We start from the raw sequence: 13574 nt of genomic DNA, 5'->3' as shown, positions 1-13574 counted from the left end.
CGAACGTGATGACACCGGATAAACAAACCTTTCGCGACGCCATGGCCTGCGTCGGCGCAGCGGTCAATATCATTACCACCGACGGCCCGGCAGGCCTGGCGGGCTTCACCGCCAGCGCAGTGTGCAGCGTCACGGATTCCCCGCCTACCCTGCTGGTGTGCCTGAATCGCGGCGCGTCGGTTTGGCCGACCTTTAGCGAAAACCGCACGTTGTGCGTGAATACCCTGAGCGCCGGGCAGGAGCCGTTATCGAATCTGTTTGGCGGGAAAACGCCGATGGAGGACCGCTTTGCCGCCGCCCGCTGGCAAACGGGCGACACGGGCTGCCCGCGTCTGGAGGACGCGCTGGCCTCGTTTGACTGCCGCATCAGCCAGGTGGTGAGCGTCGGCACTCATGACATTCTGTTTTGCGACATTGTTTCGATTATTCGCCACCCCGCGCCGCAAGGGCTGGTGTGGTTTGACCGCGGCTATCACGCGCTTATGCGACCCGCCTGTTAACCCGCCTTAAGGAGACAGACCATGTTCGGATTTCCCCACTGGCAGTTGAAATCGACCTCCACAGAAGCAGGCGTGGTCGCGCCGGATGAACGCCTCCCGCTCGGGCAGACGTTGGTGATGGGTGTGCAGCACGCGGTCGCCATGTTTGGCGCCACGGTGCTGATGCCGATGCTGATGGGACTGGATCCCAACCTCTCTATTCTGATGTCCGGTATCGGCACCCTGCTGTTCTTTTTCGTCACCGGCGGGCGTGTGCCCAGCTATCTGGGATCCAGCGCCGCGTTTGTCGGGGTGGTCATCGCCACTACCGGTTTTAACGGCCAGGGGATCAACCCCAACCTGAGCGTGGCCCTCGGCGGCATCATCGCCTGCGGTCTGGTCTATACCCTGATTGGTCTGGTGGTGATGAAGATCGGCACGCGCTGGATCGAGCGAATGATGCCCCCCGTCGTCACCGGGGCGGTAGTGATGGCGATTGGCCTGAACCTCGCCCCGATTGCGGTGAAAAGCGTTTCCGCTTCGCCGTTTGAAAGCTGGATGGCGGTGATCACCGTGCTGTGCATCGGCCTGGTAGCGGTGTTCACGCGGGGGATGATCCAGCGGCTGCTGATTCTGGTCGGGCTGATCGTCGCCTGCCTGATCTACGCCCTGCTGGCGAATGTGTTCGGCATGGGCAAGCCGGTCGATTTTACCCTGCTTCATCAGGCCGCCTGGTTCGGCCTGCCGCAGGTGACCTCACCCACCTTTAACACCCAGGCGATGATGCTTATCGCCCCTGTCGCAGTGATCCTGGTGGCTGAGAACTTAGGCCACCTGAAGGCCGTGGCGGGAATGACCGGCCGCAGCATGGATCCGTACATGGGCCGCGCGTTCGTTGGTGACGGTCTGGCGACCATGCTCTCCGGTTCCGTGGGCGGCAGCGGCGTCACCACCTATGCGGAAAACATCGGCGTGATGGCGGTGACCAAAGTCTACTCCACGCTGGTCTTCGTGGCGGCGGCGGTGATGGCGATGCTGCTTGGATTCTCACCAAAATTCGGCGCGCTGATCCACACCATTCCGTCTCCGGTCATCGGCGGGGCATCGATTGTGGTGTTTGGGCTGATCGCCGTGGCCGGGGCGCGCATCTGGGTGCAGCATCGGGTCGATCTCAGCCAGAACGGCAACCTGATTATGGTGGCGGTCACGCTGGTGCTGGGCGCGGGCGATTTTGCCCTGACGCTGGGCGGGTTTACGATTGGCGGGATTGGTACGGCGACCTTCGGCGCGATCCTGCTTAACGCCCTGCTGAGTCGCCGGATGGCTGTCACGCCGCAGGGCGCCGTGGTGCATCAGGATTCGTGAAATCGCTGTGTCGGGTGACGGCTAAGCCTTACCCGACCTGCATGCTCCTTAAGAGCGATCACGCCTGCTCAAACAGTCGTTCGATAGATTGCGTGGGAAAGAACAGCGAATTGCTATTTTCACCTGCCAGCGGGATAAAACCCAGCTTCAGATAAAATCGTTTGGCCTGTTCATTAAGCGCATCCACAAAAATTCCGTGGACGCCAACAGCCTGCGACGCCAGGTACACCACGCGCATAGCGTGTGCAACGAGCGTTGTTCCCCATTCGTTTCCCTGGAGTTCTTTATGGATAGCCAGACGCCCCAGCGTCACGCTGGGTACGTTGCTGTAAGGGATGCGACGCTGCTGAGTCTTTGAAGGAAGCATCGCTTTCTCAAAGCAACTTCCCGAAAGCGTGTAATAGCCCAGGATACGTGGGTGGTCGCGTTCTTTAAGCAGGTAGCCTCGTAAAATACGTCCGCTGTGCTGACGTACCAGGTGATCGGTAAGGAAGGCATTTAGCGAGGGTTCACCACAATCGAAATCGCCGAAATCGTAATCTGTTCCCTCTGATAACATCTCGATCGTGAGATTTGCCACGACGCTTCACTCCATGTTTCGAAGACGCTTCGCCGCTCGCGTCAGGCGATCATTTGGCTCTGGGGGATTGTCGATGGCATCCATCACCGCATTCCATGATGCTTCGTTTAATACGAGACGCCGATGCTGTTCGATGACTTCGGCAGCACGCTCTGACGCACTGTTCACCATAAACTGGGTGATGGTTTGATTCGTCATCGCCGCCGCTTCTTCAATCATAGTTTTGTCTTCATTCGATAAGCGAAGATCGATACGCTGTTTTTTGAGTGCTGGCATGGTTTTATTTATCATGTACGGTTTTCATCCGTACACATCGTAGTTAACCCTGCGCTTTATTTCAATCAAAAGCTTACTCGGTCGTCAAATCACTCACCTCATTCCGACGCTTTCTGAACTTTAACTCGCTCACCAGCACGCCGACGACAATAAACGCCGCACCTGCCAGCGCTAATAGCGGCAAACGCTCGCCGGCGAGTCGTCCGAAAATCCCCGCCCAAACCGGTTCACCGGTGTAGATCACCGTTGCCCGCGTTGGCGATACGCTGCGCTGCGCCCAGTTCATGGTCACCTGGATAATGGCGCTGAAGATCCCCAGCCCCAGCGCGACCACGATCAGCCCCGTGGACATCGGCGGCACGGACTCTCCTGCCGGAACCATCGTCGCAAACGCCACCAGCGACGCAGTAGCGAGCTGCACCACCGTCACGCGCTTAACGTCCACGTTGCCCGCCCAGGCGCTGATCAGAATAATTTCCGCCGCGATGGCAATTGCCCCAACAAGGGTAATGATCTCCCCCGGCCCCAGCGCCAGCAGGTTGTTCTCCGGCCCGGCTAATAAAATCAGGCCGATAAACGCCAGCACGATGCCGATGCACGACATCAGGCCCGGAATTCTGCCGAGACAGAGCCACTGCAATAGCGGCACCAGCGGTACATACATGGCGGTAATAAAGGCGGATTTACTACTGGAGATGGTCTGCAATCCCCACGTCTGCAGGCTGTAGCCCATCGCTATCGCCACCCCTATCGCTACGCCCGCTTTAAGCTCTTTCAGCGTCAGACCCCGGAGCGTTTTAAGGGAGATCAGCCCAACGGCTATCGCCGCCGTCGCAAAGCGCAGGCCGACAAAAAAGAACGGATCGCTCAGGGTCACCGCGTACTGGACGGCAAGAAAGGTCCCGCCCCAGAACATAGTGATGAGGATGAGGATGGCTTCCTGAGGTTTTACGGAGAATTTAAAACGTGAAACAGACATGCGACACCAGCAAATAAAATCAATTCTGTAGTGTGCGTTGCCTTTGGTTACAGTTCAATGTTGCAGAAATAAAAAAACCGCCGGGAAACCCGGCGGCAGGGAGTCAACCCGGCGTACTACTTGTTGCTGCCGTGGCTGTTTTTACCCCCTTTTTTACCAGCCTCTGATGCGCGCTGAGGGTCATTTTTGAAGTTACCCCCGCTGGACTGGCCACCTTTACGACCTGCTTCTGATGCTCTTTCACGGTCTTCAGCGAAATTACCTGAACCACCACGATGGTTTGCCATCTCTAACCTCCAGAGTGTGAAACATTAGACATCATATTGCATTCAGTAAAAGAGGATTCTTTCACCGCGCGGCTAAAGGACAGGGCCTTTATCTGTGCCGCGTGAAACTAAGCTTAGTGGACTGAGGCTATCCGGCAAGCCGCAGGTAATATCCTGCAACATGATTTCAGCCTTTCGGTATAGATAACGCGACGGAAATCCATAAGCCTTTCTTATCATTTCAAAATTCGGCGCCCGGAAAGTTGTTTCATTTTGCTACAGCACCTTATTGTAACCATGTTGTTATAAATCAAAGAAATGCCGTTCATTTTTGCAGTCTGGCTGTGATGTCATATCTTTAAAAGAACGCAGCGATCCGCTGTCAGAAAAACCAACGAGGAGTGATGCAAAATGGCAAAAGTTCTGGTGCTCTATTATTCCATGTATGGACACATTGAAACCATGGCTCACGCGGTAGCAGAAGGCGCAAACAGAGTGGACGGCGTTGAGGTTGTGGTAAAACGCGTACCGGAAACCATGCAGGCGGAAGCGTTCGCTAAAGCCGGGGGAAAAACACAAAATGCCCCTGTCGCCACCCCGCAGGAGCTGGCGGATTATGATGCCATTATCTTCGGCACCCCGACCCGCTTCGGCAATATGTCGGGCCAGATGCGTACCTTCCTCGATCAAACCGGCGGGCTCTGGGCATCCGGGGCGCTCTACGGCAAACTCGCCAGCGTATTCAGCTCTACCGGCACGGGCGGCGGTCAGGAGCAGACGATTACCTCAACCTGGACTACCCTTGCTCATCATGGGATGGTGATTGTGCCGATTGGCTACGGCGCGCAGGAGCTGTTTGACGTTTCCCAGGTGCGCGGCGGCACGCCGTACGGCGCAACCACCATTGCCGGTGGAGATGGCTCACGTCAGCCAAGCAATGAAGAACTCTCTATCGCCCGTTATCAGGGTGAATACGTCGCGGGTCTCGCCAAAAAACTGAACGGCTAACCCAACAGGAGGACAAGCATGCCAACTCAAGAATCCAAAGCTCACCGCGTGGGTGAATGGGCAAGTTTACGCAATACCTCTCCGGAGATTGCCGAAGCCATCTTTGAAGTCGCGAAGTACGATGAAAAGCTGGCCGAGCAGATTTGGGAAGAAGGGAGCGATGAGGTGCTGGTGCGCGCCTTCGAAAAAACGGACAAAGACTCGCTCTTCTGGGGTGAGCAAACCATCGAACGTAAAAACGTCTAAGCGTTTCCCCCCCGCCGCAGCGGGGGGTTCTCTTTTACTTCGCCGCGTTATTCATGACCGCATTGAATTTATCAACAGGGCAGAAGCCGTTCGCGTCCACTGGACACCCCTTCAGCTCCAGCGTCACGCGCTGCGCGGGCGCCTGCAATGACAGCACGCTGGCGTTCCGCAGCTGCTCTGAACTCTGATAGACATACTCAATTTTCATCAGCTCCTGGTTGCTGTTTTTATCGTGCCAGCGCTGGAAGACGATCTTGCCGCCAATCGGGGTGCGCTCCTGCTGGTCGTGCAGCTGATACGGTTTGAAGTCCAGGGCAGTCAGCAGGGAAGCAATGTTCGAATCATGCCCCACCAGTAGGGTAATCTTCGGCGCTTTCGCCTGTTCGGTGACCAGGGTTTTATCGATATATTTCACCAGCGGCTTCGCCACGTTTTGCGCCACCTCGGTGGAGGTAAACAGCGAGTCCTGATAGCCGTTCTTCAGCTTCGACAGCACGCGCCACTGCTGGTCGGTCTTGATTTCGCCCCAGGCCACCTGGTCGGCCGGGAAGCCTTCGTAATACTGCAGCGTGAACGCGTCCACCAGCGAATTACCCACCTTCAGCGGCCCGGATACGCCAGGCTCTTTTTCGTAGTCGGCGCTGAAGGTATCTTTCGCGTCCGCCAGCGAGCAGACTTTTTTCTCTTTGCAGGACGGGGAATCCGCGTAGTTGGTCATCTGCTCGAGCAGCTTATAGCTTTCTGCAAGCTGCATTTTCTGCCGCTCGGTCTCCATCGCCTTCAGCGCTTTTTCACGGAATTCCGGCGAATTATCGGTAATCACCGGATTAAAGGTTGGGTCCATGGTGCCCATTTTTTCCTGATGGTGCACAGGGACGTCGCAGCCCGGAAACGCGCCGGTAATGAAGAACTGCGCGGTCGCAACGGTACGCTGCAGACTGTTGGCGTAGGCATAAACGCTCTCCGCGGGTGGACACTCTCCCGTCTTCACCATCCCCTGCTCTGCCAGCCACTCGCGCATGTAATGACCCATATAGACTTCCAGCACGCCACCCTTGGTAGTGAGCTGACCGCCCGGCACCTCCCACTCCGGCCACTGCTTCGGCGTGGACTGCTCCAGCACGCTGCCGTTGTTGGCGAGCGGCGCGCGCAGATTATGGCGGCTCATGATTAAAACTTGCTCCAGCTGATACCCTTCCGGCGTCTCTTGCGCCTGCACGCCAAACGTTGCTGAAATGGAACCGGCGACTGCCAGCGCGAGTAGTGCTTTTCTCATCCCTCGTTCCTCACACTTTTTTAATGTTCCACTGAGTGTGACAGATTCGTGACAGTTTTTTCGGGAAGCATTTCTCAAAGTGATGATTAACATGCTTACGGTGTGTGCCAATTAGTTTTATAATAAAACCACCCTGTCCGGAGACCTGACTGTGAAACGCACCCGCCTTGAAGAGAGTACCTGCCCCGTCGCCCGTTCGCTGGATATTATCGGCGACTGGTGGTCGCTGCTGATCGTTCGCGACGCGCTACGGGGTGTTAAACGCTTCGGCGAGTTTCAGAAAAGCCTCGGTATCGCGAAAAACATGCTCACCTCGCGGCTAAAACTGCTGGTCGACGAAGGCATCCTCCGGCTTCAGCCCGCCTCCGACGGCAGCGCCTGGCAGGAATACGTCCTGACCGACAAGGGACTCGCGCTCCAGACGGTGCTGGTTGCCCTCTCCCAGTGGGGCAATGAATTTCTGTTTGCTGAAAACGAATGCGGCACCGTTCTCGTCGATAGCGAACAGCGCAAACCCCTGCGAAAACTGACGCTTATCGCTGACGATGGGCGCGAACTGACGCCTGAAGAAATCGTGGCTAAACTCCCCTCCTGATCGTTCCCGACGGCAAAAGCACAAAACGCCTACCAAAATGGTTGCATTATAAAACCAAATGGCAGAGAGTTAATTTAGTTTCATTTTGAAACCAAACAACCCACTTTGCTTTGAGGTAACACACGATGACTACGCAAATCACCACCGCTCTGATCACGGGCGCCTCTTCCGGGATTGGTGCCGTCTATGCCGATCGCCTTGCCGCACGCGGTGCTAACCTGGTGCTGGTCGCCCGCCGCGAGGATCGCCTGAAAACCCTCGCCGCCGACCTGCACGCGCGCTACGGCGTGGCCGTCGATATTCTGGTGGCCGATCTCACTGATGAATTCGGGATCCGCGCCGTGGAAGAGGAACTGCGCAGCAATACCGCCATTGATACGCTGGTAAACAACGCGGGTACCGCGCAGATGGCACCGTTTCTCGCGGGCGAGGTGGCGCAACATGAGGCCATCAACACCCTGAACACCACGGCGCTGATGCGTTTAACCTACGCCATCCTGCCCCGCCTGGCGCAGAACAATCGCGGCACGCTGATCAATATCGCCTCGGTGTTAGCGCTGCACGTTCGCGCCGGAAGCGCCCTCTACAGCGCCACCAAGGCGTGGGTACTGAGCTTTACCCGTGGGTTACAGGAAGAGTTTGCCGACAGCAGCGTGCGCATTCAGGCCGTACTGCCCGCCGCCACGGCGACAGAAATCTGGAGCCACTCGGGCGTTACGGTGAACGATCTGCCGGAAGGATCGGTGATGACCACCGACGATATGGTGGATGCGTCGCTGGCGGGTCTGGATCAGGGCGAGCAGATCACCATCCCGCCAATGCATGACGCCGGTCTGTGGGATCGCTACGAAGCGGCACGTCTTGAGTTGTTTAACAGCGCGCGCACCGGGATTCCGGCACCGCGCTACGTTAAACCGTAGTCTGACGCTCCAGCTGGTCGCCGTACTCGCTCATCCAGGCGGCCAGCGGGGAGAGGGCATCCTGCAGGGTTAACCCCAGCCCGGTGATCTGATACTCCACGCGCGGCGGGATTTCCGGATAGACCGTCCGCGTTACCAGCCCGCGCTGCTCAAACAGGCGCAGCTGCTTCGTCAGCTCTTTCTGCGTGATGGGGGAAGCCGCCCGCAACAGATCGCCGAAGCGGACAGGCGCGTTGATCACAATCAGACGATAGAGGATCGGGATTGCCCATTTGCCGGAAATCAGGTTCACAAACTGCGTCATCGGGCAGGTATAGACCTCAGATTTTTTTTCACAGCACACCCCCAGCATTTCAGCCATAGCACACCTCTTGCCTCGTTAGTATCCATTTGGTACCTGGTTTCCTTTCGATACTAACGTTTCTATAGTGCTTTCTCCAGTGACATTTCAGGAGAAGAACATGGGTCGTTTAACAGATAAATATACGCTGATTACCGGCGGCACCAGCGGCATCGGTCTTGCCACCGCGCAGGCGTTTATCGCCGAAGGCGCGCGCGTTGCCGTCACCGGACGCAACCCGGACACCCTCGCCGAAGCAGAACGTATTCTGGGCGATAAGGCCTGGGTGATTCCGACCGATGCGGGAGATATCACATCGCAAAAAGCGCTGGCGGAAACCCTCGCCGCCCGCTGGCCACGCCTGGACGCGGTGTTTCTCAACGCTGGCGACGTGACGCACGCGCCCCTGGAAGAGTGGCGGGAGGAGACGTGGGATCGCCTGATGGGCATCAACCTGAAGGGACCGTTCTTTTTAATCCAGGCACTGCTGCCGCTGCTGAATAACCCTTCTTCAGTGATCCTGTGCGGCTCCGTGAGTGCGCGCATCGGCCTGCCTACCAGCAGTGTGTATGCCGCGAGCAAAGCCGCCCTCCTGTCGCTGGCGCGCACGCTGTCGGCGGAGCTGCTGCCGCGCGGGATCCGCGTCAACGGGCTGAGCCCTGGCCCGGTGGAAACGCCGGCATTTACGAAGACAGGCTTAAGCGAAGAGACACTTAACGCGATGATGGCGGAGATCATCAAGCTGGTGCCGCTCGGCAGAATGGGCTCGACGACGGAGCTGGCAAAAGCCGCGCTCTATCTGGCATCCGACGAGTCGAGCTATACGGTGGGAACCGAGCTGCTGGTGGACGGCGGAATGGGGAGTCTGTAACTCAAAAGGCGCTGATGCCGGTGACGATGCCGACATACAGCGCCGCCCACGTGCAGGCGGAAAGCAGGCTGACGGCGTAGACTTTGACGGTATTCAGCCTGAGCATCCCCGCTGCCAGCGGCACGACATAACGCAACACCGCCAGAAAGCGCGACGTAAACAGTACGATGACCCCATTCTTTTGCAACTGATGCTGTACCCGCAAGAACGTAGCGGCATGCTTTGAGGTGAAACGCGTGACCAGCCGGGTGTGTCCCATCAGTTGGCCAATATGGTAGTTCAGCACCGACCCCGCCGTTGCCCCCATCACCACGGCGATCCACGCCAGCGCATTATGCATGCACCCCTGGCTGACGGTAATGCCTGCCAGCAGCATCACCGAGGCGGGTGGCAGCACGGAGGAGATCAGCACCGTCGACTTGCACAGCGCCATCATAAATAACAGCGCGAACAGGTGTGCTGGATACAGCGCAAAATGATTCAGCAGAGTATCAAACCACGCCATCTCCCTCTCCCGGTTTATTACTTAATCCTCCATTTAAAATGAATACACTTAAATAAACCCTCAACGCATTATTAATAAGATTTACATAAACCGTTCTTAAACATTATTTAATTTCCCGAGCGGCAATATCAAATAAGCGTATTATTTCTCTCGCTTTACAACGATCTCGTTATGGCGAGGCTCCTGTACAAATACACGTTATCGCTCTGGTGGGTTCGAGAGAACCGGCACAGGGTAAAACAGGCACTGTCGAATCAAGGCTTTGTCAGTATAACTTCCCTTACGGGATACGGTGTACAGTGCTGAACCCAGGACGTGGGGATCTCCTCTTCGACATGCCCTGTCTTGCTCGCCCCTGAGAGATGTTATTATTCAAAGGGAATTCACTATGTCTTACGCTATTCACAACCAAAACCTGGCATTCAATGACAGCGCGGTCGCGCAATATATGAATACCGATTTTATCGTCCTTGATACTTCATTATGCGTGGCGCTGGCGCGCGAGAAATTCTTCGAAAAATTAAAAGACGATGATATTCCGTCGCATATTTTTATTGAAGACCATGGTCGGCTGGCGGGCATGATTGCGGTACGCAAATTATTGCAGGCCACGGACACCGTACAGCCCGTTAAAAGCCTGATGATTTCAGAATTTGTTCAGGTTAAGCCGGAGGATAAGCGGGCGGATGTCGCAGGACTTCTGGCGCACGGCAGCGCGGATGTGGTGCCGGTGGTGACGCACGGCAAGCTCGTCGGCTGCCTGACCGAGCGCGAAATCGCCCACCTGCTTGAAGACGACGTCACCGAAGACGCTCAGCTTCAGGGGGCGTCGCTGCCGCTGGAGAAGCCCTATCTGGACACCAGCCCGTACAGCCTGTGGAAGAAACGCTCCGTCTGGCTGCTGCTGCTGTTTGTCGCGGAGGCCTACACCAGCTCGGTGATCCAGCATTTCGAAGAGGCGCTGGAGTCCGCCATCGCGCTGGCGTTCTTTATTCCGCTGCTGATCGGCACGGGCGGGAACAGCGGGACGCAGATCACCTCCACGCTGGTGCGCGCCATGGCGCTGGGGGAAGTCCATCTGCGCGACGTTGGCCGCGTGCTGCGTAAAGAGATGACCACCTCGCTGATGATTGCCGTCACGCTGGGTATTGCCGGGTGTATCCGCGCCTGGATGATGGGAATTGGCCTGGAAATCACGCTTATCGTCAGCCTGACGCTGGTGTGCATTACGCTGTGGAGCGCGATCGTGTCGTCAGTGATTCCGATGGTGCTCAAGCGCTGCGGCATTGACCCGGCGGTCGTCTCCGCGCCGTTTATCGCGACGCTTATCGACGGCACCGGGCTGATTATTTACTTTAAGATCGCGCAATATACGCTGGGGCTGGAGTAACGCGGTCCGCCAGCTGAATCACCGCCCACCCAAACGCCTCAATCGCCAGGGCGACATCTTCAGCCATCACCGATTCCGCCGGATGGTGGCTGACCCCGCCCTTGCAGCGCACGAACAACATGCCCACCGGCCAGCATTCCGCGATGGCAATCGCATCGTGACCTGCGCCGCTGGACAGCGACAGCGAGCGACCCTGTACCGATTTGACGGCCTCCGCCAACGCGCTTTGCAGGTGGAAATCGCACGGCGTGGCGGCGATGCGGTAAAACTCCTCGGCGCTGAAGTCCAGCCCGCGACGCGCAGCAATCACACGCGCTTTTTCCAGCAGCTCGCCAAGCAGCCGATCCAGCGGTGCATCCTGCGGGCCGCGAATATCGAGCGAGAGCTGAACCTCGCCTGGGATCACGTTCACCGCCCCCGGCAGGCAGCGCAGCTCCCCGACCGTCGCCACCAGGTTGCCGCCCTGCTGTCGGGTCGCGTTTTCAACGATAACCATCCACTCGGCGGCGGCGGCCAGCGCGTCCCTGCGGTGGTTCATCGGCACGGTTCCCGCATGTCCTGCCTCGCCGGTGAAGCAACAGTTCAGGCGGCGCGCGCCATTAATGGCTTCCACCACGCCAAGCGCGAGCGCCTCCTGCTCAAGGCACGGCCCCTGCTCTATGTGCAGCTCCAGATAGGCGCTGAAATCTTCCTGACGGCGCGCGGCATGCGACACGCGGGCAGGATCGAGCCCCGCCAGGGTCATCGCCTGCGCCACGCTGATGCCGCTGGCGTCGGCTTTTTCCAGCCAGCCCTGCGGCCAGGTGCCCGTAATGCCCCGGCTGCCTAACAGCGTAATGCCGAAGCGGGTACCCTCTTCATCGCAAAAGCCGACAATTTCGATAGCCTGCGCCAGATGCACACCCTGTTGATGCAGGCTGTCCACCACCTCAATGGCGGCGAGCACCCCGAGCATGCCATCGTAGCGCCCGGCGTTGCGCACGGTATCCAGATGCGAGCCGAGCAGCACCGCCTGCGCCCCTTCCTGCGCCCCCTCATAGCGCCCGCAGATATTGCCCACGCTGTCCTGCCAGACGGTCATTCCCGCCTGGCGCATCCACTCTCCGACCAGCTGGTTGGCCTGCAGATGCTGGGTGGAGAGATAGACCCTTGTCAGCGCATCCGGGGTTTCGCTGATGGCGGCCAGCGCGTCGGCACGCGCCATCACCCGTTCTGCCGCCGGGCTCATTGTGGCGTCTCGCGGCGATAGTGGTCCCACGCGGCCTGCATGGCGGCCCCCTGCGTGGTGGTGAACTTCAGGTAGTTGAGCACCGACTCCAGCGCGCTCAGGGTGGTCATCACGCAGTCCTTGCGGGCGTTGTAGCCCATGGTGCCAATGCGCCACACTTTGCCGTGCAGCGGGCCAAACGAGGTGCCGATTTCAATCCCGAAATCCTCCAGCATCAGCTTACGCACCTGGTCGCCGTTGACGCCCTGCGGGATCACCACGCCCAGCACGTTGTTCATCTTGTGCTTCAGATCGCCGAAGGTCTCCAGCCCCATCGCCTGAATGCCCTTCAGCAGCGCATCGCCGTGCAGCTTATGACGCGCGATGCCGTTATCCAGCCCCTCCTGGAGGATCAGCCGCGCACATTCCCGGGCACCGAAAAGCGCGGTGGTCGCTTCGGTGTGGTGGTTCAGCCGCTCCGGCCCCCAGTAGTCCATCACCATGCCGAGATCGAAGTAGTTGGAGTAGATCATCTCCTCGTCGCCGTCGCGGTGGGCGTCGGTGCGTATGCCCTCCTCAACGCATTTGCGGCGGCGGATCGCCTCCTCCATGCGCGCGCTAAGGGTGATCGGCGAGGTGCCCGACGGACCGCCAAGGCACTTCTGCATCCCTGCCGAGACGGCATCCAGCCCCCAGGCGTCGGTCTCCAGCGCGTTGCCGCCGAGCGAGGCCGTAGCGTCGGTGTAAAACAGCACGTCGTAGCGGCGGCAGATGGCGCCGAGCTCGGCGAGCGGCTGCAGCATGGTGGTGGAGGTGTCGCCCTGCACGGTCAGCAGCAGGCGCGGACGAATACGTTTGATGGCATCCTCCACCTGGTCCGGGGTGAACACCTCGCCCCACGGCACTTCGATGGTGTGCACTTCCGCCCGGCAGCGGCGGGCAATTTCGCACAGCAGATGACCAAAGCGGCCAAAGACCGGCACCAGCACTTTATCTCCGGGGCGGATGGCGGAGACCAGAACGGCTTCAATTCCCGCGCGGGAGGTGCCGTCCACCAGCATCGTCCAGCGGTTCTCGGTGCGGAACACCCCGCGATAGAGCGCCATCACCTCGTTCATGTAGTGGGTCATGGCCGGATCGTACTGGCCGATAAGCTGGCTCGACATGGCGCGCAGCACGCGCGGGTCGGCGTTGATCGGCCCCGGCCCCATCAGCAGGCGCTGGGGCGGGTTGATTTGCGGAAAGCGTGCGATATCCATTTGTCAGTCCTT

Annotated in this window: 17 protein-coding genes and 1 riboswitch; of the genes, 8 read left to right on the top strand and 9 right to left on the bottom strand. The window is 58.5% G+C overall.

Features of this window, described 5'->3' with window-relative positions:
• The first annotated feature begins 8 nt into the window (after positions 1–8).
• Together rutF and rutG are read left to right on the top strand one after the other, a co-directional pair.
• Positions 9–500, top strand: coding sequence for an NADH-dependent FMN reductase RutF (rutF, locus tag ACWKXT_RS01180; protein ID WP_454527370.1), 492 nt, complete (start codon positions 9–11; stop codon positions 498–500).
• A gap of 21 nt (positions 501–521) precedes the next feature.
• Positions 522–1844, top strand: coding sequence for a pyrimidine utilization transport protein G (gene rutG, locus ACWKXT_RS01175; protein WP_454527272.1), 1323 nt, complete (start codon positions 522–524; stop codon positions 1842–1844).
• 58 nt (positions 1845–1902) lie between these two features.
• Here the strand turns inward: rutG and ACWKXT_RS01170 are convergent, their stop codons facing one another.
• The 4 genes from ACWKXT_RS01170 to ACWKXT_RS01155 form a co-directional block, all read right to left on the bottom strand.
• Positions 1903–2424, bottom strand: a complete 522-nt coding sequence (locus tag ACWKXT_RS01170; protein WP_454527273.1) for a GNAT family N-acetyltransferase — start codon at positions 2422–2424, stop codon at positions 1903–1905.
• Positions 2425–2430: 6 nt separating this feature from the next.
• Positions 2431–2700, bottom strand: a complete 270-nt coding sequence (locus ACWKXT_RS01165) for a type II toxin-antitoxin system TacA family antitoxin (RefSeq protein ID WP_454527371.1) — start codon at positions 2698–2700, stop codon at positions 2431–2433.
• 73 nt (positions 2701–2773) lie between these two features.
• Positions 2774–3679, bottom strand: a complete 906-nt coding sequence (locus tag ACWKXT_RS01160; RefSeq protein WP_454531472.1) for a DMT family transporter — start codon at positions 3677–3679, stop codon at positions 2774–2776.
• Positions 3680–3795: 116 nt separating this feature from the next.
• A complete protein-coding gene (locus ACWKXT_RS01155) occupies positions 3796–3966 on the bottom strand; it encodes a con-10 family general stress protein (protein ID WP_001273664.1) in 171 nt (56 codons plus the stop codon).
• Positions 3967–4356: 390 nt separating this feature from the next.
• Here ACWKXT_RS01155 and wrbA point away from each other — a divergent pair, with 390 nt between their 5' ends.
• Both wrbA and ACWKXT_RS01145 read left to right on the top strand, forming a co-directional pair.
• Positions 4357–4953 carry an NAD(P)H:quinone oxidoreductase gene (wrbA, locus tag ACWKXT_RS01150; RefSeq protein WP_006809323.1) on the top strand — a complete coding sequence of 199 codons (597 nt, stop codon included), beginning with the start codon at positions 4357–4359 and terminating at the stop codon, positions 4951–4953.
• Positions 4954–4971: 18 nt separating this feature from the next.
• A complete protein-coding gene (locus ACWKXT_RS01145) occupies positions 4972–5199 on the top strand; it encodes a YccJ family protein (protein ID WP_014883300.1) in 228 nt (75 codons plus the stop codon).
• Between the two features lie 34 nt (positions 5200–5233).
• On the opposite strand, the gene agp is transcribed toward ACWKXT_RS01145, so the two are convergent.
• Complete coding sequence (agp, locus tag ACWKXT_RS01140; RefSeq protein WP_454531471.1) at positions 5234–6475, bottom strand: bifunctional glucose-1-phosphatase/inositol phosphatase; 1242 nt, start codon at positions 6473–6475, stop codon at positions 5234–5236.
• 151 nt (positions 6476–6626) lie between these two features.
• Here agp and ACWKXT_RS01135 point away from each other — a divergent pair, with 151 nt between their 5' ends.
• Together ACWKXT_RS01135 and ACWKXT_RS01130 are read left to right on the top strand one after the other, a co-directional pair.
• Positions 6627–7070 carry a winged helix-turn-helix transcriptional regulator gene (locus ACWKXT_RS01135; RefSeq protein ID WP_454531470.1) on the top strand — a complete coding sequence of 148 codons (444 nt, stop codon included), beginning with the start codon at positions 6627–6629 and terminating at the stop codon, positions 7068–7070.
• A 125-nt stretch (positions 7071–7195) separates the two neighbouring features.
• On the top strand, positions 7196–7990 hold the full coding sequence (locus tag ACWKXT_RS01130; RefSeq protein WP_454531469.1) for an SDR family NAD(P)-dependent oxidoreductase: 795 nt from the start codon (positions 7196–7198) through the stop codon (positions 7988–7990).
• On the opposite strand, the gene ACWKXT_RS01125 is transcribed toward ACWKXT_RS01130, so the two are convergent.
• Positions 7980–8351 (bottom strand): winged helix-turn-helix transcriptional regulator, encoded by a 372-nt coding sequence (locus ACWKXT_RS01125; protein ID WP_454527278.1) that lies wholly within the window; start codon positions 8349–8351, stop codon positions 7980–7982. The two genes, ACWKXT_RS01130 and ACWKXT_RS01125, sit on opposite strands and share 11 nt — an antisense overlap.
• A gap of 100 nt (positions 8352–8451) precedes the next feature.
• On the opposite strand from ACWKXT_RS01125, the gene ACWKXT_RS01120 reads away from it, so the two are divergent.
• The gene (locus tag ACWKXT_RS01120) at positions 8452–9201 is read left to right on the top strand and encodes an SDR family oxidoreductase (RefSeq protein ID WP_454531468.1); all 750 of its coding nucleotides are present in this window, start codon (positions 8452–8454) and stop codon (positions 9199–9201) included.
• A gap of 1 nt (position 9202) precedes the next feature.
• Here the strand turns inward: ACWKXT_RS01120 and ACWKXT_RS01115 are convergent, their stop codons facing one another.
• A complete protein-coding gene (locus tag ACWKXT_RS01115; protein WP_454531467.1) occupies positions 9203–9706 on the bottom strand; it encodes a DedA family protein in 504 nt (167 codons plus the stop codon).
• A gap of 158 nt (positions 9707–9864) precedes the next feature.
• Positions 9865–10034: riboswitch (M-box (ykoK) riboswitch) on the top strand.
• Positions 10035–10094: 60 nt separating this feature from the next.
• Here ACWKXT_RS01115 and ACWKXT_RS01110 point away from each other — a divergent pair.
• Entirely contained in the window at positions 10095–11096 is a 1002-nt protein-coding gene (locus ACWKXT_RS01110) for a magnesium transporter (RefSeq protein WP_454531466.1), read from the top strand.
• Here ACWKXT_RS01110 and hpxK read toward each other — a convergent pair.
• On the bottom strand, positions 11062–12324 hold the full coding sequence (gene hpxK / locus ACWKXT_RS01105; protein ID WP_454531465.1) for an allantoate amidohydrolase: 1263 nt from the start codon (positions 12322–12324) through the stop codon (positions 11062–11064). The genes ACWKXT_RS01110 and hpxK overlap by 35 nt on opposite strands.
• Complete coding sequence (locus ACWKXT_RS01100) at positions 12321–13562, bottom strand: pyridoxal-phosphate-dependent aminotransferase family protein (protein ID WP_126816786.1); 1242 nt, start codon at positions 13560–13562, stop codon at positions 12321–12323. Before ACWKXT_RS01100 ends, hpxK begins: the two co-directional genes overlap by 4 nt.
• Between the last annotated feature and the right edge of the window lie 12 nt (positions 13563–13574).

The sequence above is a fragment of the Enterobacter sp. UPMP701 genome (genome assembly GCF_053709515.1).
Note: the sequence above shows the minus strand (reverse complement) of the source record. Positions and strands in the feature narration are given on the sequence as shown.